A 23,012-nucleotide genomic window follows, 5' to 3' on the forward strand; every position below is an offset into this window, starting at 1 on the left:
TCTGCTATATCTCCTGAAGGCTGAAGATTAACACCCTCCCCCCTATCGTCGGTGTTACTTAAGGGAACCTCTAGTCAAGGCTCCCTTTTTATTTCTAGGTCACGCTCTTTTATGTCTCAACACTAGAGCGAAACAACACGCTTTATCTCTTTCAAAACCTCGGCGTTAGCGATAGCCCCGAGGTTTTCTACACTCTTACCATTGATGACCTGTTTCACTGCCAGCTCCACCAGTTTGCCAGAGCGTGTTTTTGGCACGTCGCTGATCGCAAATATCTGGCTTGGCACGTGTCTTGGTGAACAGGATGATTTGAGTTTGCTTTTGATGGCTGTCAGTAACTCATCATCTAGATCCACACCTTGCTGCAGTTGGACAAACAGCCATATCTGCTCGTTGCGGTCGATGTCTTTGCCGACGGCTATCGAATCCACAATGCCTTCAATAGTGTTCACTTGCTGGTAGATCTCGGCAGTACCAATTCGCACACCACCAGGGTTGAGTGTGGTGTCGCCTCGCCCGTAGAACAGGTAGCCACCATGCACGCTCTGTGCGACTTCATCACCGTGATGCCACACATTATCGAACTTGTCCCAGTAAGTGCTGTGGTAGCGCTCTCCGGTGTCATTCCAAAAGCCAGCAGGGAAGTTGGGGAGGGAGTTTGTACACACCAGTTCGCCACGTTCATGATTAACCTTGTGACCAGACGAATTGAACACCTTGATGTCGACGCCGAGCCCTGCCTGTTGGCACTCTCCGCGATACACAGGCGAGATTGGGTTACCTAAAACAAAGCAGCCACAAATATCCGTACCGCCAGAAATTGACGCTAAATGCAGGTTTTGTTTGATGTGTTTGTAGACGTAATCGAATTGCTCAGGGTAGAGCACTGAGCCCGTCGAGCACAGTGTTCTTAATTGAGGCAGAGAGTGGCTGTCGATCGGTGAGAGTTCCGCTTTCTCAATCGCTTCTAGGTACTTGGCTGAGGTGCCAAATGTCGATATATCAGCTCGCTGCGCTAAATCCCACAGAACGTCAGGTTGCGGATAAACCGGGCTGCCATCAAAGATCACTAAACAAGCCCCGCTGGCTAGTGCAGAAACGTGCCAGTTCCACATCATCCAGCCACAAGTGGTGTAATAGAACACGCGATCTCTCGGTTTAATATCGCAATGAAGCTGATGCTCTTTTAGGTGGTTGATGGTAGTGCCACCAACAGAGTGAACAATACACTTAGGCTTTCCGGTGGTACCGGAAGAGTAGAGCACAAACAGCGGATCATTGAAGCCGATACGAACAAATCGAAGAGGTTGTGGCTGATAGTGATGAATGATGCTGTGCCAGCTTTGGGGTGACACATCATGTTTAACGTTGTTCTTCTCTAAATCACGAGTCGGTTTCAAATAACCGATCTCACACACCTGTTTTAGCGCGTTTAAGTGCTCGATGATTTCACGGTTCTTGTCTGCCATATCAAATGTTTTACCATTGAAGGTGTAGCCATCACAGGTTAACAGTACCTTAGGTTTCACTTGGCTAAATCGCTCAATCACACTCTCGACGCCAAAATCAGGCGAAGTCGATGTCCAAATCGCACCCAAGCTAGTAGTTGCCAACATCGCAATCACGGTTTGAGGAAGATAAGGGGTATAAGCAGCAACTACATCACCTTGTTGAACACCTATATCGACAAGCCATTGTTGAACGTTAGATACTTCCTTACACAAGTTTTGCCATGTGTAGCTTTGATGCTCGCCACGCTCATTCTCAAACCAAATCGCAAGCTCGTTTGGTAACGTTTTTGATGAGTGCAGCAAGTTTTCGGCGTAGTTAACTTGAGCATTCGGAAACCACACCGCATCGCGATTCGATTTTGACTGTTGCCAACGGCTCTCGCCTTGAGTTTTGATGAGCTCTCTTTGTGCGTTATCAATACTGTCTTGCGAGCCCACCATTCCACAAAACTGCCAAACGTTCTGCCAAAACGATTCGGGATGTTCCACAGACCATTGATGAAGCTCCGTGTAGTTTTTCCATTCCGTCCCTAGCCTTAAGTCTTGTGGCTTTAATCCTGACAGAGTGAGGCTATCCATAAATCGGGTTACGTTGGCGTGTGCGATACGCTGGTCGCTAGGCTGCCAAACTGGCTTATTGCTTTCGTGCATTCCTTTACCTTTAACAAAACGTTAACGATTTCAGTCTGGTATTTAGGTTTTACAAAGTCAAAAGATCAGCAAAATAAGGGTGCGGCGGAACTGTGTAAATAAAATGTTACACGATCGCTTGTTTCGAAAAATCGCGCAAATTGGCGGATATATGGAGTGGAGATAGGCTTAAAGTGAGACATTCGAAAGGAGGTGTGTAATGACTCAATATCATTCTAAGCCCGTGAGCCAAGAGGGATGGGTTGAGTGGAGCCTCGAAGAAGACGCCATTTGGCACGACTTAGTGAAAAGGCAACTGGACGTCATTAATGACCGCGCATGCGATGCTTATTTGCACGGTTTGACCCTGCTGGATCTGCCATTAGACAGAGTCCCTCAGCTTCCAGAGATAAACAAGGTGCTAATGGAAACAACAGGTTGGCAGGTTCAGCCTGTGCCCGCATTGATCGATTTCGACCGATTCTTTGATTTGCTCGCCAATAAAAAATTCCCAGTTGCGACATTTCTGAGAACGCGAGATGAGTTCGATTACTTACAAGAACCTGATTTCTTTCATGAAATTTTCGGCCACTGTGCCATGCTCACCAATGCCGATTTCGCGGCTTTCACTGAGCATTATGGAAAACTAGGCCAAGCCGCCACATCTAAACAGCGCGCCTATCTTGCCCGTTTGTATTGGTTTACGGTTGAGTTCGGTTTAGTAAAAGAGGGACAAAAACTGAAAATTTATGGCGGTGGTATTCTCTCGTCTCCGGCGGAAACCATGTATGCATTGGGTGGTGATTTGGCGGTTCGTGAGCGGTTCGATCTGCAAACGGTGTTAAGAACGCCTTATCGTATCGACATCATGCAGCCGAAATATTACGTGATCGACGAACTGTCTGAGCTCTTCCAAATCAGTCAGGAAAACCTATTACAGCAAGCTGATCTCGCCATCGACGCGGGGCTACTACCACCACTTTTTGAACCCAAGGAACCAACACATGTTGAATGAACAACAATGCGAAGCCTGCAGTATCGACGCGATTGCCCTAAGTAAAGATGAACAACAATCTTTACTGTTGGAGTTGTCAGACTGGCAGATCATCAAAAGAGACGGCATCCCGCAGCTTGAGAAAGTGTTTAAGTTTAAGAACTACAAACAAGCATGGGCATTCAGCAACAAAGTGTCAGAGTTGGCAGAAGAAGAGTTCCACCACCCTTCGATTTTATTGGAGTGGGGCAAAGTCACCGTCACTTGGTGGAGCCACTCAATCAAAGGCCTACACAAAAACGACTTTATCTGCGCCTCACGCTGCGATGTGTTCGTGGTGAGTGAATAGACTTTTGGGTTTCGAGGAGCTGTCTTTCTTATCTCTGTGATGCGATTATCTGATTATTCAGCTCATAATGTGAGTTGAATAAGTGATACTTTCGCATCAAGGGTATAACTTCTCTCAAACTAGCTTGACCAGCATCAGCGACTTGCTGCTTTCTCGTCCTACAACCCCCACTATTGCTCATAGTATTGGTTTTATGAGGCTGCTCTATGATATATTTCTCGGCCAAGCGTATTACAGACGAAGGCTAATAATGTCTATCAACCTTTCACTCCTCCCACCCAGTGAGAAAAATAAAATCGAACTGGATAAGCAAGCATCGTTTCTTGTATGGAAACTGAAGCAAGCGAAATGTGGCCCTGAAGCCATTGTTGAAGAAGCAATGAAGCTAGGTGATCCAGAAGAAAAGACTTGGTTTGAGCAGTCTGTAGAAAAATACAAACGGGTAATGGGTGTCGCATAAACGCAGATAAACCTTACCCAGCAAAGCTGTTGAATTGAAATGACGCAGTAATTTGCTAGAATTTGCACCGTTAATTGAATCAGAGAGAAGATCCCGATGGGAAGAAGTTTTGAAGTGCGCAAGGCCTCAATGGCGAAAACTGCAGGCGCAAAAATTAAAGTTTATTCTAAATACGGTAAAGAGATTTACGTACTGGCTAAGAACGGCAGCTCTGACCCAGACATGAACCTACCTCTTAAGCACCTGATTGCTAAAGCGAAGAAAGACCAAGTACCCGCTCACGTTATCGACAAAGCGATCGATAAAGCGAACGGCGGCGGCGGTGAAGACTTCCAACCAGCTCGTTACGAAGGTTTTGGCCCAGGTGGCACAAGCGTAATCGTTGACTGTTTAACAGACAACGGTAACCGTACTTTCCAAGACGTTCGCCAATGTTTCGTTAAAACTGGCGCGAAAATCGGTGTTGAAGGTACTGTTTCTCACATGTTCGCTCACCAAGCTGTATTCCAGTTTGCAGGCGAAGATGACGAGATCATCCTAGAAACGCTAATGATGGAAGACGTAGACGTGACTGACGTTGAGCTAGAAGACGGTGTTATCACTGTATTCGCTCCAACGACTGAGTTCTTCAAAACGAAGACAGCACTAAACGCTGCGTTCCCAGACCTAACGCTAGACGTTGAGGAAATCACTTTCGTTCCTCAAACAACTACGCCAGTAGCTGAAGAAGATTCTGAGAAATTCCAGAAGTTCTTAGACATGCTTGACGACTGTGATGACGTTCAGCAGGTTTACCACAACGCTGAGCTGTAATATCAATCTATAATTGATAGCTTTGCTCTTGTGAGTAGAATGTAGAATACAAAAAACCGAGCCTAGTGCTCGGTTTTTTTATGGGCGTAATTCAGACGTTTATCCGTGAGCATGACTCTTTGATCGCAGCCCCTTGATGGCAGCTTCTAGATCATAGCTCCTAGAGCATAAGCCCTTGATCATCGTTCCGTGACCTCAGGTATGCAAAGCGCTCTCGGGCGACAAATCCATGCTGAGAGTTTTCTGATCAAAGGAAGCACGGTGAGGTTGAGCGTGATAGCACACGGCCAAGCAATGAAAAAGCTTTGCAGCCAGATTGGCGGCCACTCGGGGCTGAATCCCATTTTGTAGCCAGAAATTAACCCAGACATGATGGTCGCCATGGTCAGGGAGGATAAAATCGCGGTTACCCAAAATTGTTTGTTGTTCATACTGTGTTCTCCCGTGATTTTCTGTTGTTGATGAGATAAGGTTACATCTATCCATTAATGAGAAAAATAGGCACATATAGAAGTATGAATTCCATATTTGGAAACATTGATGATCTGTTCTTATTCTGTGCAGTGGTTGAAGAGGGCTCTTTGCTATCGGCTTCTAAACGGCTGCAACTCCCAGTGTCGACTATGTCGCGTAGGCTAACCGCATTGGAAGATCGCCTGAATATCCGACTTTTAGAAAAGAAAGGTCGTGAGCTGGTGGCCACCAAAGACGGCGAGGCGGCCTTTTCTGCACTGAGCAGCGGCATGGAGTCGATTCATCAGGGCTTTAATAGCTTGCTAGAAGAGCGTGACGCTATTCAAGGCAAGATAAAGCTCGCCGTACCTCACAACTTCTATAGTGGCTTTTTAAGGTCGATGGTAGAGCAATTCCTCACTCAATATCCGAACGTTCAGCTCGATCTTACCTTGAGCCAGCAACAGTTTATCCCGCAGACCGACCGTGACTTACTGATCACGTTTAAGATCTCAGAGATGGAAGGCATGATTGCTCGTCCACTTTTCAAAGCCAAACACGGATTTTTCGCGAGCCAAGAATACTTAGATTCGCGTGAGACGATTGAAAAGCCGGACGACCTAGAGCTTCAAGACTGGATCAACGTTGATGATGTGTTTGATATGCCGCTCTACAAATCCGACCGCTTAGAGCAGATGATCACGATTAAACCCAAGTTCATCGTCAACGATATTCATGCGGTGGCGGCCGCAGCGCAAAAAGGTTTGGGGCTTGCTTCATTGCCTTTTCGTCATGTATCCCCTGAGATGAATTTGATTCAAGTGCTCCCTGAGTATCATCGGGGTGATCGCCAAGCGTATTTAGTGTACAAAGAAAGAAAATATCAGCCAAAGGCTTTGACCCTGCTTATTGATGCGTTGATTGAGAGTGTTCGATCTTTTCATAGCGATGACTTGGTCAAATAAAAGGAGAAAGAAATGAAAGTAAGTTTTATCGGGCTAGGCGTTATGGGCTTCCCAATGGCAGGCCACCTAGTCAAAGCCGGTTTTGAAGTAACGGTGTTTAACCGCACTCACAACAAAGCATTAGACTGGGCTGATAAACACCAAGGTAAAACGGCAGAATCTGTGGCTGAGTGTGTCGCAGAAGCTGACGTGGTATTGGTTTGTGTAGGTAATGATGACGACGTTCGCAGCATGACAACCAGCGAAATAGGCGCATTGGCAGCGATGAAGCCAAACGCAATTCTTGTCGATCACACCACAACGTCGGCAGTTCTGTCTGAAGAGCTTGAAGTGGCTGCGAAGCAAGCAGGTATTCGCTTTATGGATGCACCAGTGTCTGGTGGTCAAGCGGGTGCAGAAAACGGCGTGCTAACCATTATGTGTGGTGGCGAACCAGATCTATTCAACGACCTTCAACCTGTATTCGAAGCTTACGGAAAATCGTCGGTTCTGATGGGTAAAGTCGGCCAAGGCCAACGCGCAAAAATGGTTAATCAGATCTGCATCGCGGGTGTATTGAACGGTTTATCTGAAGGCTTGGTACTTGCTGAAAAATCAGGTTTGGATATCCCAACTCTGGTTGATTGCCTTAAAAATGGCGCTGCCGGTTCATGGCAGATGGAAAACCGCGCGACCACAATGGCGCAAGATAAATTCGATTTCGGCTTTGCCATTGATTGGATGATCAAAGACTTAGGTTTCTGCCTAGATGAAGCAGAACGCCAAGGCATCCAACTTCCTTTGACGGAAAAGACCAACAACGCCTACAAGACACTGTCTGCCCAAGGACAAGGTCGCATGGATACATCAGTATTGATGAAAGCTGTAGTTGAAGAGACGAAAAAGTAGAAGAAACTAAGAAATAGAAGAGTTTGAATAGTAGACGAGATTAAGTAGAGAGACTAAAAGTCGTCGAAGCTTCGCCCTGTTTTGACAAAATAGCCGCTAACTAGCGGCTATTTTTTGTTTTTAATCAAAAAGTAAAATAACATATTTTTCAACAATGTAAGTGGTTGTAAGCTTATTTTGGTTGAAAGTCCATCAGCACCGTTCGCGTGCTGCGAGATCTGTATCAATTTCGCTTCACTCTATGCTGGTGAATTGTTTAATTGATCAAGTTATGTTGCTATTCCATTACAAAATAGTTGAGGAACGATCGCAGTTTGAACTGGTCTATTTAGGTTGGTTGGTTATAAGTCAATGATAAAATCATTAAAAAGCGTGATACAATTATCATTATTAATAAATTCCCATACATTATTTTTCAGGGTTATATGAAATCAATATCAACAAAGCTTCTTCTAGTTCCACTGTTCTTTTCTATCTTTTTAGTTGTAAGCAACTTAAAAAGCGAAGCTACTTCAAATGAGGTTATGGACAGTTTTCACTCTGTGTACGAGGACCGAGTCATTCCGTTATCTGATTTGAAAAGTATTTCGGATTTGTACGCGGTAAGCGTGATTGATGCGGCGAATAAATACCATGTGGGAATGATAGAGCAGACGGCTTTTTATTCTGGTGTTTCTGTTGCGATGAAAGAGGCTCATGAGCTATTCCTTCATTATCTGGCAACGCAGCTAACAAGAGAAGAAGAGGGGTTGGCAAAAGAGCTTCAACTTAAAATAGACAAGGTGGAGCGAGAAGTACCATTAATTCTTGATAAACATAGAAATATGATGATTGATGATTCTGAGATGATCACTAAGCTTTATCTCCTTGTTGATGATATGGGAGGCGTTCTTGGTGAATTGATCTCATTGCAATTGGACGTCGCTAAGGAAGAATTAGCCCATTCTGATTCAGTTTTAGAGTCCAACTCTTCTTTCTCATGGTGGCTGGTTCTTTTCTCTTCTATCGTTGCTTCTGGCTCATCTTATTTCCTAGTGAAAAGAGAATTGAGAAATTTACCATTGATCGTAAATTGGATTAGAGCCCTTGAGAATGGACGTTTATCGGACGTTAAATTGAAAGAGGGTGGAAATGAGCTCGACACTATTTCAGATTCTTTGTCTCAACTGTCTGCAAAATTGAATGATATCCTGTCACAGGCAGGTGTAAGCATGAATTCAATTAACCAAAAGCAAGAAGAGTCTTTAGCTCTGATAGAGCGATCCCAGAGTAACTCTTTGAATGAACTATCATCGGTAGAGCAAATCGCGACGGCCGCGACTGAGTTATCTTCAACAGCGAGAGACGTTGCTGACAACGCACAAAGAGCTGAGCAGTCAGCAATGGAAGCGAATGACATTATTCAGCTAAGCCATGGAACATTGAAAAACTCAACTGACACGACAGAAGAAATTTCTGAATCAATATCAGAAACTCAAACGGTCGTGAATTTACTTAGAGAGCACTCAGAGCGTATCAGCAGTGTTGTTGAGGTAATTAAGAACATCTCTGAGCAAACCAACTTGTTAGCGCTTAATGCCGCGATTGAAGCGGCTAGAGCCGGTGAGCAAGGAAGAGGGTTTGCTGTTGTTGCTGATGAAGTAAGAGCTTTGGCTGGGAAAACTCAGCAGTCCACTATCGATATCCAAGAGATCATTGCGCAGTTACAAGACCAATCTAAGCAAGCGGATGAATCTATGGTGAAAAACGTTGAACTGATGCGCTTAACAAAGTCTACGACCGATGAGCTTGCTCAATCTTTTCATTCGATATCAGAAAAGGTTTTAAGTATTTCAGAAGTGAATGCCATTGTTGCTACGGCATCAGAAGAGCAAAGTGCCGTTACGACAGATATATCGACACAGCTTGAAAATATGAACGTACTGGTTCAACAAAATATTGAAGGCATTGATCAATCAGCTCAAGCAAACCAAAGCGTTGTTGAAGTGACGAAAGAACTCAACTCAGAACTAAGCTATTTTAAGTTAGACAAATAACCAGTCGATGCTAGTGTGCTTTTTCTTTAGAAATTAAGCTCCCTTGATTTAGATGTAATAATTGAGACCATGACAAGATAGCCGCCATTGAGCGGCTATTTTTTTGTCTGGTATATGTGTAGCTGGATGTATTACTTGGCTTAAATTGGCCGAATAAATCGTTTTGTCTTAACTCAATAACTCTCTTCATAGATTAATTTTTCGTGCGCAATCGTGTGCATTGCGCTTGATTACATTTGCTTACATTTAGATAATCCCCTTGCTGTTAATGTCTCGACTAGAGCAAGGCTCGGACTTGATCCAAAACAGTAAAATATTTTTGAGTACTTTTGGGAGTAAGGCATATGAATATAAGAAGGCGAGATTTCCTTAAATCAGGCTTGATAGGTGGTTCAGGTTTACTTATAAGCACCTCTGTTCCGGCTCTTCCGAGATTCTCGTTCGCTGAGAAAACAGGTGTAATGACAGTCTCTTTCTCTGGCACAGCTTGCACTCGTGATGAAGGGGAAGTATCCCGTGAGGAAAGTGACAAAAATATCTACCTTCCTTCAACAGGTTATATTCCCGTTAGAATCATCAATGAGCTGAAAGGTGTTGGAATGACGGTCAGAGGGGCTGGTGAGAATGACTGGGCTCATACCAGAGATACCAGTGAACCGCTGATGGTCAACGGTCCACTTAACGCGCCAGATGAACTGCTGTCTGATATTTCTAGCTATATTAGCGGAAACCAGTATACCAAGTATAAGGAGTCCCTTGCGGGTTGGACTATGCCTGCGTTAGCACTGCACGGAGCAAACTTGGCTGCGGCAAGTGAAGGTGATGTGTTTAACCTAATCGGTCATAGCCGGGGAGCCTGTGAAGCTATCATGGCTGCTTGGTTCTTATATGCATATGGTGACGAAAAAACACGTAATACGCCAGTTAATATCTTCGCAATAGATCCGGTTCCTGGGCCTGGCACATGGTGGAGTATTCTTACTCAACTGCCTCCAAACGTCGTTAACTACGTAGGCGTTTATTCTTGGGATCAATCATACAATCTAAACGTGCAAGATCATGCCTTCCAAGCCCTAGTTCCTCGGCCAAATGGAAGGATGAGAAACGAAAATAACGATATCACAATCCACAGTCAGTCATGGTGGGACTGGATAAAAAGGTATCCAGGCTGGGCAAGCATGGCAAACGATGTACAACAAGCCGATCCTCTTGCTCCAGATAGTAACCGACCTCAACCTGTTGGTTATGAGCTCTATGCCTGCCGTGGCAGACACGGCACAGTAGCCGGGAATACTACCAGTGATGGTTATTATTCTGCTGATAAGGTAAGTGCAACGGTAGCTCCTGTCCCTGAGCTAATCTACAAAATGGCTAGAGGTTACCTGACCCAATGGGGAACCGATTTTTCTGTTCCTTGCGCTGTTGAAAAAAGTGTTACAGAGCTAAGAAAAGAAATTCATACCTTCCATCGTGAGTTCGACATTATGGGAGGAGGAGAAACTCGTAATAGTAACTCCCTTCCCGGAAGGCCGTATGTTCGAAGAATCTCATCAATTTGGGGGCGTAACCCGAACGATACCTATTATATGGACGATGTAGTTGGCGATCCTCCATATAAACTCGCTTATCCGGTAACTACAGAGCGAAGCAACAAAGGGTGGGTTGACTGGAAGTTTTTATGATCCCCAAATTAATCGATGGCAGAGTTAAATCGAAATCCGCTTGTAAATTGACAAGCTGTTTATAAACAGCAGGTTAAGGTGAAGATGAGTAAAATAGAGTTAATCAAAGAAGAACTATCAAAAAACGACCTTTTCTACCATGACAGTGATATGAACTATGTCAGGTTACTTGATACTCCCAGTATATGGGGGATGTCGTTTGGTCCAGAGATAATGCCTCGTGCTATTGAACGTCAGGGGGAATTTGAGCGGGCAATTGTTGAGGTAGTACAGAAGACTCGTTATCGGTGTGACATCTCGTCGCTAAACAGCCCAGATCCTGATTGGGCGAGAGCGATTCTGGGAGCAATAGATACCGCACTTACGGAGCCTATGGGCCGAAACGAATCACCACAATTCCGGTTCATATTTGGTCAGACGCCACTCTACCCTATCAATGAGCCAGATAATCTTATCGATTTCAAAGCTGCTCTGGTTCGCTTAATCAGAGCGCGCTCAGCATATTGGGAGATCATGCCTGAATTCGTTGTGGGTAGGTTCTACCAAAGAGCGACTGGCTCTTGGATGTCAGCACAGAAGAAATTTCTTCCGGAGTCATTAATTTCTGATTCTGATACAAAAATGACTTGGAATCACACCAAAATTATAGCCTGTGATGGTGTTGAGTCTTTGGTTGGTGGCCATAACCTGAATATGGATCTTTTCCGAAGCTATCCACCTGTCCATGATGTTTCTGTTGTTGTTCATGGTGCGGCCAGTTTAGGTTCTCAACTGTTCCTTAACGAACTATGGACGGCGGATACATTTCTGCTTACTAAGGAATCATTAGATACTGATGACTTCACTTGGTACAACAGGGATAGCGAACCCAACTATCCACATGATCCTCTTATGATTAGTTATGTTCAGGATTACATACAGGAAAAACAGAATAGTATTCTAGAGGTCCATGAAACCGGTATTCAACCTGGAGTCGATCCTCAACCTCCAGCTTTACCTCCGTTGCCTTCAATTAATCAAATCGAAAAGTTTGATTTGCGCTCAGTCTCAGACTTAGATGCTAACGTTTTTGAAGAGCGTCAGGTGTACCATTCATACGATAAGCTAGAGGACTACAAAAAGTCCGACCGTATACTCACGGTCGGTAAGTATTGGACAGGGCCTAACCGAGATACCGATTTTAAGATAGGCTCGGAAATCATGAAAAAGAGCCTAATTTTAAATGCGAAAAATGTTATCCGTATGTCGCAGCAGGATGTGATCAGTGCTTGGAAAAAGAACTGGAAAGATCACGTTGTATGTCATTGGATTATCGAAGCATTGCTGAAAAATGAAGGGCTAACTGTTCAGATCGTTGTATCGTCCCTAGATGCAGGCGCAGGGGCTGAAGGCGATCAATACTCATTTGGATCGGGAGCGGTACGGACATTTGGTTTGATGGAGTATTACATGACTCACGATGCCGATACCGATCAACTCCTTGATGACAGTGATGGTAAGCGTCAGGACGCTTTATCTCGTCTCTTTATCGCGCCGTTCTTTTTTACCGATAAAGTACCGGAAGATAAGACGACTGAAGGCGATACGTACAAATGGCCAAATCTTCCAGAGCAGGGAAAAACAGCAACACTCAAGGCTCAGCCATTGTCAGAGAGACCACCGGAGCAAGGAGTGATTGGGCATCCATTTTGGACGACAGTGAGTGCGAGTGGGTTCTTTTATGGGGCTGTTGATTCAGCTCCCGGTAATCATTCAAAAGTAATGATTGTCGATGATGAGGTTTGTATCGTCGGTTCGGATAACCTTTATCCTGGTAATTTGGCCGAGGTCAATTACCTTATTGAAGGTGAACCTGTTAACGATTTACTTGAGTCTTACTGGAAACCTTTGTGGAAATACTCAGGACCGCATGCTTACTCAGGTTAGTTTGTTGTAACTTAAGGAGGCGCATAACGCGCCTCTCTTATGCCTGCTTCAGCGTCTACATAGATACGATCGCCTTACGATATTTGGTTAAGAAAGAGACCGTTAGCCCTTGTTTATTCAGTTGGGCATGTTTACAGGTGGACACAAGTTCTTGCTTCTTGTTTATCGTTCCCACCATTCACACCCTCGCTCAACCATTCACTCCTGGTAATTACCATTCGTCGCATTGATAAAACGGCATGACAAATTCTAGTTAACCTTTCAGCGTCAACATTTGAAAGGGATTAGAAATCATGGCTATTTCACGCATTGCTCACTTACATACTTCAAGCTCTACCACTTCTCTGCTTAAGCGTTCATTACTGATTGCGCTTGTTTCGTTTGCACCGTCATTGGCTTTGGCGAACCCAAGTTCAGACGTGCTCGATATCTACAACCAAGCGGCGCAAGGCAATGAAGACTTGGTTGAGGTGGCGTACGAACGCCTTAACGACACGCTGCAACAAGATGGCGCGACACCACTGACTTTGGTGTATCTAGGAAGCACAGAAACCTTAATGGGGCGTGACGCGTTCTTGCCTTGGAACAAGATGAAGTATGTGGAAAAGGGCTTATCAACCATTGATAAATCATTGGTTCTGCTTAAAAGCGAAGATCAACCGATTCATGAGCAACCTCGTATTCAAGGGCTGCCAGATTCTTACCTGACTCGTGCAATGGCCGCCGTTACATACACCTCTCTGCCAGACATGTTTAACCACTTTGACCGTGGTTATGACTTGTTCCTCTCGTTACTCGCGGAAGATGATTTCCAACAACAACATTTCGCTGCGACTTCGTGGATTTACCGTTACGCCATTACTGCATCGATTCGTGCTGAAGATCTTAAGCAAGCACAAGCGTGGCTAGAACAAATGGAAACTGCCGATGCTGGCAACATCGAAACTATGACGGCGAAGGCCCTAATAGCGAAAGCCAAGTAACAGTTGCGAATGCTAAATAGCGGTTTACTCAAGCTCAACAACAACTGCGAACGCTTAAGAATGATGGGTAATCAGAGGACAATGGAATGATTGAATTTAAAGGTATCAGCAAAGCGTATGTGACTGGCGGTCAACGTGTTGATGCATTAAACGGGGTCGATGGACACATCCAACGCGGTGAAATGGTGGCGTTATGTGGGCCATCAGGTTCTGGTAAAAGCACACTTTTGAATATCCTTGGCTTGTTGGATATGGACTATCAAGGTGAGATACATATTGATGGTCAACCGTACCCAACAGAACAGATCGCCGCTGCGCGTTTTCGTCGTCAGTCACTGGGGTTTGTTTTTCAGCGCTTCAATCTTGTTCCTGTGATGACGGCGCTTGAAAACGTCGCTTACCCATTGATGTTGAACCAATGTTCCAAGCAAGAACAGCAGGCCAGAGCACAGCAAATGCTGGAGCGTGTAGGGCTAGGAGATTACGTTCATCATCGTCCAGACAATTTGTCTGGAGGTCAGCAACAACGTGTCGCGATAGCCAGAGCGTTGATCCACAACCCAAGCTTGGTGATTGCCGATGAGCCGACCGCGAGCCTAGACAGTCACACCGCCAACCTTGTAATCGACATTATGAAAGAGCTCGGCCACGAAATGGGCACGACTTTTATTGTCGCAACGCACGACCCAAGAATGGCGCAGCGCTGCGATCGAGTCATTGAACTTATCGACGGTCAACTGGCGCTACAAGCCGCAACTACGGAGGCGATTTCATGGGCAAGTTAACACAAAGAATGAGCACGTTTTTACTTCCAACTTCGGTGCGTTTGGCTTGGCTTAATTTATTGAGAAACGGTCGACGCAGTTTGTTGTCGGTGTTGATCATCGCGATTGCGGTATTTGCATTGACCAGTGCCGGTGGTTATGGGCTTTACACCTACGAATCTTTGAGAGAATCGACCGCTCGAGATACTGGTCATCTTACTTTGAGCACGCCGGGATACTTTGAACAAGATGAAGACATGCCGCTGAGCAATGGTCTAGACAAGGTTCAAGCGCTAACCAAGAGCATTATTGGCGATAGTGATGTGCGTGGTGTACAGCCGCGAATCTATTTTAGTGGTTTGGTTTCTAACGGCAGAAAATCGACCATTTTTATGGGAACGGGCGTGAATGAGCGCGAGTTCGACATGAAAGGTCCTTTCCTTGATGTGCGCAGCGGACAAACCCTGTCGGATGTGAAGTCGCTAAGATACGACAGCCAAGAGCCACAAGTGATGCTGGGAATCGACCTTGCCCGTAACCTCAAAGTTGCGGTTGGCGATTGGGTGACCTTGCTCGCGACCACCAGTGATGGTGCTTTGAATGCTTTTGATTTTAAAGTGCAGGGTATCTATTCGACTGGGGTTCCTGAGTTGGATAAGCGTCAGCTGTATATTCATATCACGACTGCTCAAGAGCTTTTGGCCTCAGACAAAGTCAGTACCTTGTCGGTGTTCTTATTTGAAACCAACAAGACCTCGACCGTTCAACAGCGTATTCAAACTGCTTTAGATCGAAATAGCGCTAGCCAAAACGATCAAGGCACAGAGATCGAGATCACTCCGTGGCAAGATCGCGCGTTTTTCTACACCAAGGTTAAAGATCTTTACGACCGGATCTTCGGCATCATGGGTGCTGTTATGGCATTGGTGGTGTTCGTATCTTTGTTTAACACCATGACCATGTCGGTGACAGAACGTACTCGTGAAATCGGCACTTTGTCGGCACTCGGGAGTTACCCCTCTGAAATCGTCACAGGCTTCTTAAAAGAGGCAGGATTACTGGCACTGATTGGCAGTGCAATAGGCGCGCTAGTGAGTGGTTTGGTGTCGGTGTTACTGCTGGTGGTTGATGTGCAAATGCCACCACCTCCGGGTCGAACCGAGGGCTACCCACTCAACATTTACTTCTCTTTTGAATTAGTTGGTTATGCCACCTTAGGTGTGCTGACGATATGTTTGCTGGCTGCTTATTTCTCTGCTCGCAAAGGCGTGAATAAGCCAATCACGGAGGCACTGGTTTATGTGTAAATTAACTCGTTCATTCAATAGCTTGGGTTTGGCTTTCGCGTTGGGCTCTGTTTTGGCTTTGGTTCTAGCATCAACACCGAGTTGGGCCGTCGATTCACAACAAGTTACCGAGATGATTGCTAGGGCAGACAGCTATCGCTTGAACAGCGCCCAAGCGTCTAAGGTGGTCTCATTAGTTGCTCTATATCAAGACGAGCAACTGGATAAAACCCGAGAGTATAACGTCTACACAAGACCAAACCGAGAGTCGTTAGTGGTCTTTAAATCTGCTGTTGAGGCAGGTCAGAAGATGCTGATGATTGAAGATAATTATTGGCTATTGATGCCGAAATCGCGCCGACCAATTCGTATCACACCGATGCAAAAATTGTTGGGCGAAGCCTCGGTTGGCGATATCTCTACGCTGACGTGGAGCGAAGATTACCAAGGTGAGTGGGTTGCCGAGCAACAAGTTGAGACGCTGACTGGCGAGGCACTCGATACCCATCACTTAAAGCTCGCGGCGAAAACCAAGGGGGCGAGTTACCAGTCGATTGATCTGTGGTTAACAGCAGATCGTGCATTCCCAGTCAAAGCGGATTTGTACCTGCGTTCAGGAAAATTAGCCAAGCAAGCGTGGTTTACTGAAGGCGTGCGAGATGGATTACCAACAGTGGTGTCGATGACCTTACTTGATAAGATTCAGCCAAGTAAGAAAACCGTAATTGAGTACCGCGAAGTGAGCGAGCAAAGCTTGGCAGATAAATACTACAACCCTGCTTACTTATCGCGTAATAGTGTGTCTGGGCTTTAGGTGGGTGCCATGAAAGCTATCAATCGCAAGTCTCACATCAAGTCTCGAGTTGCTACTTTGATTGCTTTGTCTTGCGTGAGTCACACGATTCAAGCGGGCGATCTGAGCCTAGCGTGGGATTGGCAACTGAGTGCAGAAGCCGTTGAGTCGAGAGAGTCGCCATTCAGCCCTTTAGCGTCTGATAATTGTCAGTCATTCAATGGCTTGCTGGATCTAGAGGTTGGATATGGTAATTGGCTTGGTCTGTTCGCAGTGAAAGCCAACGATATTCTAAGCAACAACCCTCAAGGACAAGAGGCGAGCTTTGAGTCTGAATTCATTGTGCGTGAGTTGTTTTGGCAAGGTGGTGTTGAGCTGTCTAATTCTATAGTCGGTGATCACTACCTCGATGTCACTCTTGGCAAGGTTCGCCTAGATTGGGGCGTGGGTTATGGCTATCGACCGTTAGACATCATCAAGCCTTATCGCCAGAACCCAGTCGGTATTGTCGCAGAAGAGGGGGCGGGTGTAGCTTCGGCGTCATTGTTCGATATGACGGGTGAGTGGACACTGCTTTACAGCGACTCTTCATGGACTTCCCAAGATGTGAATGAATTCGAAAAACAGAACCAGCAGCAAGGGTTTGGAGTGCGTCGTTACAACTTGGTAGGCGATCACGAATATCAATGGGTCGCTTATTACGACGATGTACGCATCGGCTTACTTGGAGCTAGCTTGGTGTCGGTATTGAACCTCGCTTGGGAGTTTCACGGCTCTGTGATTTATCAGCGACAAAGCCTTGGCTACAGTCAACCCAACTCACAGCATAAACCGGTTTATCTTGAAGAGCAGGGCGAGGCTTATCAAGCGTTAGCAGGATTAACATGGGCCAATGACACGGGCCACAATGTGGTCTTGGAATACTGGTTTGATAGCCGCGCTTGGAGTCATTCTGAGTGGCAAAGCGCAATAGAAAATGCAGAATCTTTGTCTATCAATTCGATGACAGCATCACTGGCTGGTTCTTACGCTCAAGGTTATCAACACGCCAATTTGGTTCAACATAACATCATGTTTCACTGGTCATTGGATTCGACGCATGGCTGGCTTGAAGATATCACGCCAACATTCGATGTCATGTTCTCTCCACAAGACGGTGGCTTTATTGCTACTCAGTGGCTCAACTATAAGGCTTTAGATAATGGCAATTCATCGTTGGATTTGGAACTTGCTGCACGCTTTCTAGGCGGTAAAAGTGATTCTGCTTACGCCAACTTACCCGATAGTCATATGATTCTTTTAAATATCAAAGGACGATTTTAATGAACACTTTTCCAAACCGTCAGGCTTCATGGATTAAAAGCTTTACGCTAACCACTCTGTTTTGTTTCGTCATTGCCGTCACCACACAAACGATTTGGGGCGGTGATTTTATGGTCAATCTGGCGATCAGTTTTGGTTTTGGCTATAGCGCTGTGGGATCTTCTTTTATTTTGGTTAAGTTGTTTAAAACCGAATCCAGAGTATTTGAAGTCGGTATCTCAATGGTGATCGCGATGACCTTTGGCACCTTGAATGCGCACTACTGGTTAAACGGATATTTCGGGGCAAATATCTCCGACCTCAAATCTGTAGTCTTGCTCGGTGTGATCTTCTGTTCGGTTTGCTATTACTATTTCTACACCAGAGAGCAGCAGTTACGTGCCGATAACGAATTGGAAGTCGCTAAGCGTCGTCAGGCAGACCAAGAAAAGGTGGTGGTGCTAAGTCAGCTTAAGCAATTACAAAGCCAAATTGAACCGCACTTTCTGTTCAACACGCTTGCGACTATCAATGTATTGATTGAGAGTGACAGCGATAAGGCCAAGTTGATGCTCGAAAAACTGACTGACTTATTGCGTGTAACCCTGAAAAATAGCCGCACTGAGCAATCGACTATCGCACAAGAGGTCGACTTGTTAGACGCTTATCTTAATATTCAGAAGATACGCTTGGGTGAGCGCTTAGCGTTTTCGATTGAAACACACGAGATTAGTGATTTTCAGGTGATTCCACCCTTCTTGATTCAACCCTTAGTCGAGAATGCACTCACGCACGGTATCGAACCTCAAGCGGCTGGTGGCCAAGTGAATATCCGCATTACTCAGCAAGCTCAGCAACTAAAAATTGAAGTGTCAGATAATGGCGCTGGGCTGAAAACGTCTTCTGCGAATACGGGGCACGGTGTTGGATTAAGCAATATTCGTCAGCGAATCGAAACCCTTTATGGTGATAAGGCGAGTCTAACGATTACTGAACCTGCTGAGGGCGGGGTAGCATCGACGATCTTGTTGCCGTTGACTGACGCAGCAGCTTAAAATGACAGACCCTAAAGCACAGAAAAGTGACGGAAAATAGACGATTTACAGTGTGAATTTAAAGGATTAACCATGAATAACCCAGCAATACAGCCGAGCGTAACAGCTATTATCGCAGACGATGAAGCACTATTAAGGCACCATCTCGACAAGAGTTTGGCTGAGGTTTGGCCGGAGCTAGAAATCGTCAGCAAGGCACAAAATGGTTTAGAGGCGATGCAGAGTATTCAGCAGCTTAAACCTGATGTGGTCTTTCTCGATATTCGTATGCCTGAGCTGGATGGAATCTCGCTGGCGAAACAATTGAACAAGTTAAATTCACCACCCTTGGTGGTGTTCATTACGGCTTATGATGAATACGCGGTCAAAGCCTTTGAGCACAATGCGATGGATTACCTGCTGAAACCAATCAACGAAGAGCGCTTACTGGCCACATGTCAGAAGGTTCAAGCGCGTCTGTCGCAATCAGGTATTACGCCAGAGCAACCTGATATCACGGCGTTAATGGCTCAGATTCAGCAGTTATCACAATCGACTTCTCAGCAAGCACAGCCCCTTTATCAACAGCAGAAGAAGCATCTAACGTGGCTCAAAGCCAGTGTTGGAGAAGACATTCACCTAATCGCCGTTGATGATGTTGCTTACTTCAAAGCGGAAGACAAATACGTGTCGATATTCAAAAAAGGCCAAGGCGGTTCGCTAGAGGAGTTTATTCTTCGCGTATCGCTAAAAGAGCTTATCACCCAGCTTAACCCCGATGAGTTTTGGCAGATTCACCGCTCGGTGGTGGTGAAAGTGTCGGCCATTGATAAGGTGAAGAAAGGGCTCTCTGGTCAGATGTCGGCTTATGTGTCGGGCGAGAAGCTGTCGATCAGCCGTGCCTCGCAAGTTCTGTTTAAAGGGATGTGAGAAACCTGTTTAAAGGAATCCAATAAATCAGCTTAAAGAGATAAACGAATTTAAGAGGACCTGATACCCCGATCTACAACCCATGACGATCAGCTTATGTAATTTATAAAGTTAACAGTTTCGCGCATGTTTAGGTTGTCTCTCAAAATTTAAATAACTGAATTTATATGAAATTATTATGCTTTTGCGATCGGATATATTGGAGGAAAGCCCTTCAAAGAGATCGTTATGAAAGCATACTATTTAGTCGTCGTATTGAGCTCCACATTGCTAGGTTGCAGTTCTACTCCTCAGCAACAAACGTTATTGAAATCCGATCCATACTGGGTCAAAGGAGAGTTAGATAACGGATTAACCTACCATGTCTACCCTGACCAAGAACAACCTGTCTCGGTACGCTTACTAGTGCATGCCGGATCTTTGCAAGAGAGCGAACAACAGAAAGGGTACGCCCACTTTGTTGAGCATATGGCGTTTAATGGCAGCAAGAACTTTTCAGGAAATGAGGTGGTCGAGCTATTTGAGCAATCTGGTGCCAGTTTTGGTGCAGACTTAAATGCTTATACTTCTTACCAAGAAACCCTCTATAAATTAGATCTGCCTGACAATAAGAACCTAGATAAAGCGCTGGCTTGGTTTAGAGACATTGGCGATGGTTTATTGCTGTCCGAAGCTGAAATTGAAAAAGAGAAAGGTGTGATACTTGGGGAATTTCGATACACGCGAGTTGAAGATAAGCCCCTCTCGTTTAAGTTCTACGATCATCTGGTTGAAGGGACGACTTACCAAAGTAACGATCCCATCGGCAATAAAAAATCCGTTTCTAATGCGAATGTTCAAGAATTAAAGAACTATTACCAAACTTGGTATCAACCTCAGTTAACTGAAGTGATTGTCTCTGGTGATATCACACTGGCAGAAGTGATCCCTTTGATTGAAGACACTTTCTCTGATTGGCAAAGAGGCACAACACCGGTTCCCGTGAAGAACACGTCAGTGGATTACAATACTCAAGATTTTGTGGCGTATGGATCTGGTGTCGAGCCTCCGAGCATCGGGATAGTCATTGATCGTGGGGAAAGAGTGACACAGAGCCATGAGCAACAACATCAGCTTTGGTTAGATGATATTGCTCAACAACTTATCCAACAAAGGTTGAATTCTGACTTTGTTGACGCTGCGTTACCTGTGCAGTGGGTTGCTTCAACACCCTACTTATTAGAGTACCAAAGGTATTCGATTACTACTGTCGGTTTTCCTGTTGATAGCCGAGAGCAAAGTCAGCAGCAGTTTGTTTCTACTCTCGCCTCTTTGCGTGATTATGGCGTAAGTGAATATGAGTTGGCGAGTGTGCATCAGCAATACCAAGCGAACCTCGATGACATTCAATTAAACTGGGATCAAATGGATGCTGTGGCTCATGCTGATGGTAAATCGACAGCATTGGTGATTAACCAGCCTGTTCAATCACAGCTTGATTATAAGTCGAGTTTGAAAACGTTTCTTGCGAATACGGATCTCGAGGCTGTGAATGATAACTTAGATGATTTGCTTTCTAGCCCTTACATTTTGGGGTTAGGTTTATCTTCTAAGGAAGACATGCTAGCAATGGATAACGAGCTAAAAGATGTCAGAAAAGCCTATAAAAAGACAGGTAATAAACCACTGCTTGTTACCGCAAGTTCTGCGTTTAGCGTGCCAGCGTCTCAAGGCGACATTGTGAAACAACGTCAGGAGAGTGAGGATCCTAACTTACAGCAATGGACATTGAGCAATGGTATCGAGGTTTGGTATTTACGAAACCCTGAGGTGGGTAATAATGTTGGTGTTTATTATGCGAGTGAAGGTGGAAAAGCAGCCCTAGATTCTTCTTTATTTCCTGCGTCAGAGGTGGCGATTTCAGCATCGATCCGTAGTGGTGTTGGAAAATTCAGTGGATCGGAATTAAATACCCATTTGAAACGCAAAGACATCCAAATTTATTCCTTCATCAACTTTACTCATCATGGGCTGGAAATAAGCACTAAGAAAAAGACGCTCGCAGAAGGCTTAGCTGCGCTGTATACCATTGTGACCGCACCTAAAATTGACAGCGATCAGCTTGAGGCTGTGAAATCTGAATTTGCACAAGATCGCACGGCTTATCTAGAAACCCCAGTGGGTCAGTTTATGAAAATGGTTAACCATAATAGCTATCAAGATAGCAGTCGTCATATCATGCTGGAAAGTGAAGATATTGAAGCCGTGACATCTCAAGATATACTTGACGTTCAGCACCAACTCTTTCAGAAGTTAAGAGACAATACGCTTGTCATCGTTGCTGATATTAAGCCATCTGAAATTAAGCCTCTCGTACGCCAATATGTTGCTTCATTGCCATTGGAAGCCGTTGTGTCTCCTGATTATCAAGTTGCCTATAGCACTGATTCGAAAGAACGAATCGATATATCGATCAATAATGAAGACAGCAGCCAGTACTTATTGCGTATTATTTCTCAGCAAGCTCGAGAGAAAACAGCAAAGGATGTGTTCATGGACGATATGCTGCAGCGCGTGTTGTCGAGCCGCCTAACGGCTTATGTTCGCGAAGAATTAGGCTTGGATTATGCGCCTTTTGTGTATTCGGTATCTCAAGACAGTGAGCCAAGTTATGACTGGTTGGTCGGCTCTTTAGCTGCGCCTGAGAACTCAGATAAGATAGAACAGGCGATTGATAAAGTTATTGCTGAAGCCGTTAAAGGCATTTCTGAAGATGAGACTCGAACCGCTGCTAAACAGCTAGTGGCTGACCTCACGCCACTTCAATATAAGCCTACTCAACAAGCTTGGTTTATTTCACGTTACTTAATTCATGACTACGGTGTTGAGGCACTGTTTGACTTACAGGGAACGACAGATTCAATTTCTAGTAAAGATATGACGGAGTATGCTAAAGAAATTTTTGGAGATAACAGCTACCAGTTGAAGAACTTGTTAAGGCCAAAAAGTTAAGCCCATTGAGAGAGTGACCTTGTAGAAAAGTCGCTTTCAACCTTAAATCTAAGATATCGAACCTAAGCCAAATGCACCGTCATTTGGCTTTTTTATTTGGGTTAGGGTTAGTCTTTAAACTCGTTACTTTTTAATTCATCACTTTCAAGCTTGTCACTTTTAAACTAGTTACTGACTTTTAAATGCTCGTAATTTGCGCCTTATATAACTGAATGCAATTTA

19 protein-coding genes are annotated in these 23,012 nt (G+C 44.9%); 17 read left to right on the forward strand and 2 right to left on the reverse strand.

The window, feature by feature from the left end; genetic code table 11:
* Positions 1 to 122: 122 nt before the first annotated feature.
* Positions 123 to 2,162 carry an acetoacetate--CoA ligase gene (locus ACED60_RS02355; RefSeq protein ID WP_371726839.1) on the reverse strand — a complete coding sequence of 680 codons (2,040 nt, stop codon included), beginning with the start codon at positions 2,160 to 2,162 and terminating at the stop codon, positions 123 to 125.
* Positions 2,163 to 2,361: 199 nt separating this feature from the next.
* Here ACED60_RS02355 and phhA point away from each other — a divergent pair, with 199 nt between their 5' ends.
* From phhA to ACED60_RS02375, 4 genes are all read left to right on the forward strand, one after another.
* Complete coding sequence (gene phhA, locus ACED60_RS02360; RefSeq protein WP_012601282.1) at positions 2,362 to 3,156, forward strand: phenylalanine 4-monooxygenase; 795 nt, start codon at positions 2,362 to 2,364, stop codon at positions 3,154 to 3,156.
* Entirely contained in the window at positions 3,146 to 3,484 is a 339-nt protein-coding gene (locus ACED60_RS02365) for a 4a-hydroxytetrahydrobiopterin dehydratase (RefSeq protein WP_371726840.1), read from the forward strand. Before phhA ends, ACED60_RS02365 begins: the two co-directional genes overlap by 11 nt.
* 250 nt (positions 3,485 to 3,734) lie before the next feature.
* Positions 3,735 to 3,944, forward strand: coding sequence for a DUF3283 family protein (locus ACED60_RS02370; RefSeq protein WP_139683639.1), 210 nt, complete (start codon positions 3,735 to 3,737; stop codon positions 3,942 to 3,944).
* Between the two features lie 96 nt (positions 3,945 to 4,040).
* The gene (locus ACED60_RS02375) at positions 4,041 to 4,757 is read left to right on the forward strand and encodes a YebC/PmpR family DNA-binding transcriptional regulator (RefSeq protein ID WP_009846045.1); all 717 of its coding nucleotides are present in this window, start codon (positions 4,041 to 4,043) and stop codon (positions 4,755 to 4,757) included.
* Positions 4,758 to 4,936: 179 nt separating this feature from the next.
* Here ACED60_RS02375 and ACED60_RS02380 read toward each other — a convergent pair whose 3' ends face one another.
* The gene (locus tag ACED60_RS02380) at positions 4,937 to 5,188 is read right to left on the reverse strand and encodes a DUF2798 domain-containing protein (protein WP_012601276.1); all 252 of its coding nucleotides are present in this window, start codon (positions 5,186 to 5,188) and stop codon (positions 4,937 to 4,939) included.
* Between the two features lie 84 nt (positions 5,189 to 5,272).
* On the opposite strand from ACED60_RS02380, the gene ACED60_RS02385 reads away from it, so the two are divergent.
* From ACED60_RS02385 to ACED60_RS02445, 13 genes are all read left to right on the forward strand, one after another.
* Complete coding sequence (locus ACED60_RS02385) at positions 5,273 to 6,175, forward strand: LysR family transcriptional regulator (protein WP_371694797.1); 903 nt, start codon at positions 5,273 to 5,275, stop codon at positions 6,173 to 6,175.
* 12 nt (positions 6,176 to 6,187) lie between these two features.
* Positions 6,188 to 7,063 (forward strand): NAD(P)-dependent oxidoreductase, encoded by an 876-nt coding sequence (locus ACED60_RS02390; RefSeq protein WP_371726841.1) that lies wholly within the window; start codon positions 6,188 to 6,190, stop codon positions 7,061 to 7,063.
* Positions 7,064 to 7,488: 425 nt separating this feature from the next.
* The gene (locus ACED60_RS02395; RefSeq protein ID WP_371726842.1) at positions 7,489 to 9,099 is read left to right on the forward strand and encodes a methyl-accepting chemotaxis protein; all 1,611 of its coding nucleotides are present in this window, start codon (positions 7,489 to 7,491) and stop codon (positions 9,097 to 9,099) included.
* 344 nt (positions 9,100 to 9,443) lie between these two features.
* Positions 9,444 to 10,781: a Tat pathway signal protein gene (locus ACED60_RS02400; protein WP_371726843.1), complete on the forward strand. Its 1,338-nt coding sequence runs from the start codon at positions 9,444 to 9,446 to the stop codon at positions 10,779 to 10,781.
* Between the two features lie 84 nt (positions 10,782 to 10,865).
* Entirely contained in the window at positions 10,866 to 12,707 is a 1,842-nt protein-coding gene (locus tag ACED60_RS02405) for a phospholipase (RefSeq protein WP_371726844.1), read from the forward strand.
* A 293-nt stretch (positions 12,708 to 13,000) separates the two neighbouring features.
* Complete coding sequence (locus ACED60_RS02410; protein WP_371726845.1) at positions 13,001 to 13,690, forward strand: hypothetical protein; 690 nt, start codon at positions 13,001 to 13,003, stop codon at positions 13,688 to 13,690.
* Between the two features lie 86 nt (positions 13,691 to 13,776).
* The gene (locus ACED60_RS02415) at positions 13,777 to 14,475 is read left to right on the forward strand and encodes an ABC transporter ATP-binding protein (protein ID WP_371726846.1); all 699 of its coding nucleotides are present in this window, start codon (positions 13,777 to 13,779) and stop codon (positions 14,473 to 14,475) included.
* A complete protein-coding gene (locus ACED60_RS02420; protein ID WP_122046539.1) occupies positions 14,463 to 15,761 on the forward strand; it encodes an FtsX-like permease family protein in 1,299 nt (432 codons plus the stop codon). Before ACED60_RS02415 ends, ACED60_RS02420 begins: the two co-directional genes overlap by 13 nt.
* Positions 15,754 to 16,554 carry an outer membrane lipoprotein-sorting protein gene (locus tag ACED60_RS02425; RefSeq protein WP_371726847.1) on the forward strand — a complete coding sequence of 267 codons (801 nt, stop codon included), beginning with the start codon at positions 15,754 to 15,756 and terminating at the stop codon, positions 16,552 to 16,554. The genes ACED60_RS02420 and ACED60_RS02425 overlap by 8 nt, the downstream gene beginning before the upstream one ends.
* Before the next feature lie 9 nt (positions 16,555 to 16,563).
* Complete coding sequence (locus tag ACED60_RS02430) at positions 16,564 to 17,856, forward strand: hypothetical protein (protein ID WP_371726848.1); 1,293 nt, start codon at positions 16,564 to 16,566, stop codon at positions 17,854 to 17,856.
* On the forward strand, positions 17,856 to 18,890 hold the full coding sequence (locus ACED60_RS02435; RefSeq protein WP_371726849.1) for a sensor histidine kinase: 1,035 nt from the start codon (positions 17,856 to 17,858) through the stop codon (positions 18,888 to 18,890). Before ACED60_RS02430 ends, ACED60_RS02435 begins: the two co-directional genes overlap by 1 nt.
* 72 nt (positions 18,891 to 18,962) lie before the next feature.
* Entirely contained in the window at positions 18,963 to 19,799 is an 837-nt protein-coding gene (locus tag ACED60_RS02440; RefSeq protein ID WP_371726850.1) for a LytR/AlgR family response regulator transcription factor, read from the forward strand.
* Between the two features lie 228 nt (positions 19,800 to 20,027).
* A complete protein-coding gene (locus ACED60_RS02445) occupies positions 20,028 to 22,790 on the forward strand; it encodes a M16 family metallopeptidase (protein WP_371726851.1) in 2,763 nt (920 codons plus the stop codon).
* The last annotated feature ends 222 nt before the right edge of the window (positions 22,791 to 23,012 follow it).

Source organism: Vibrio sp. 1F279 (assembly GCF_041439815.1).
GTDB lineage: Bacteria > Pseudomonadota > Gammaproteobacteria > Enterobacterales > Vibrionaceae > Vibrio > Vibrio tasmaniensis_A.

Coding starts and splice junctions, on each gene's coding strand:
- ACED60_RS02445 (WP_371726851.1), top strand. CDS start 20,028: ATGAAAGCATACTATTTAGTCGTCGTATTGAGCTCCACATTGCTAGGT.
- ACED60_RS02390 (WP_371726841.1), top strand. CDS start 6,188: ATGAAAGTAAGTTTTATCGGGCTAGGCGTTATGGGCTTCCCAATGGCA.
- ACED60_RS02430 (WP_371726848.1), top strand. CDS start 16,564: ATGAAAGCTATCAATCGCAAGTCTCACATCAAGTCTCGAGTTGCTACT.
- ACED60_RS02405 (WP_371726844.1), top strand. CDS start 10,866: ATGAGTAAAATAGAGTTAATCAAAGAAGAACTATCAAAAAACGACCTT.
- ACED60_RS02440 (WP_371726850.1), top strand. CDS start 18,963: ATGAATAACCCAGCAATACAGCCGAGCGTAACAGCTATTATCGCAGAC.
- ACED60_RS02425 (WP_371726847.1), top strand. CDS start 15,754: ATGTGTAAATTAACTCGTTCATTCAATAGCTTGGGTTTGGCTTTCGCG.
- ACED60_RS02370 (WP_139683639.1), top strand. CDS start 3,735: ATGTCTATCAACCTTTCACTCCTCCCACCCAGTGAGAAAAATAAAATC.
- ACED60_RS02395 (WP_371726842.1), top strand. CDS start 7,489: ATGAAATCAATATCAACAAAGCTTCTTCTAGTTCCACTGTTCTTTTCT.
- ACED60_RS02385 (WP_371694797.1), top strand. CDS start 5,273: ATGAATTCCATATTTGGAAACATTGATGATCTGTTCTTATTCTGTGCA.
- ACED60_RS02365 (WP_371726840.1), top strand. CDS start 3,146: ATGTTGAATGAACAACAATGCGAAGCCTGCAGTATCGACGCGATTGCC.
- ACED60_RS02400 (WP_371726843.1), top strand. CDS start 9,444: ATGAATATAAGAAGGCGAGATTTCCTTAAATCAGGCTTGATAGGTGGT.
- ACED60_RS02380 (WP_012601276.1), bottom strand. CDS start 5,188: ATGAACAACAAACAATTTTGGGTAACCGCGATTTTATCCTCCCTGACC.
- phhA (WP_012601282.1), top strand. CDS start 2,362: ATGACTCAATATCATTCTAAGCCCGTGAGCCAAGAGGGATGGGTTGAG.
- ACED60_RS02415 (WP_371726846.1), top strand. CDS start 13,777: ATGATTGAATTTAAAGGTATCAGCAAAGCGTATGTGACTGGCGGTCAA.
- ACED60_RS02435 (WP_371726849.1), top strand. CDS start 17,856: ATGAACACTTTTCCAAACCGTCAGGCTTCATGGATTAAAAGCTTTACG.
- ACED60_RS02375 (WP_009846045.1), top strand. CDS start 4,041: ATGGGAAGAAGTTTTGAAGTGCGCAAGGCCTCAATGGCGAAAACTGCA.
- ACED60_RS02410 (WP_371726845.1), top strand. CDS start 13,001: ATGGCTATTTCACGCATTGCTCACTTACATACTTCAAGCTCTACCACT.
- ACED60_RS02420 (WP_122046539.1), top strand. CDS start 14,463: ATGGGCAAGTTAACACAAAGAATGAGCACGTTTTTACTTCCAACTTCG.
- ACED60_RS02355 (WP_371726839.1), bottom strand. CDS start 2,162: ATGCACGAAAGCAATAAGCCAGTTTGGCAGCCTAGCGACCAGCGTATC.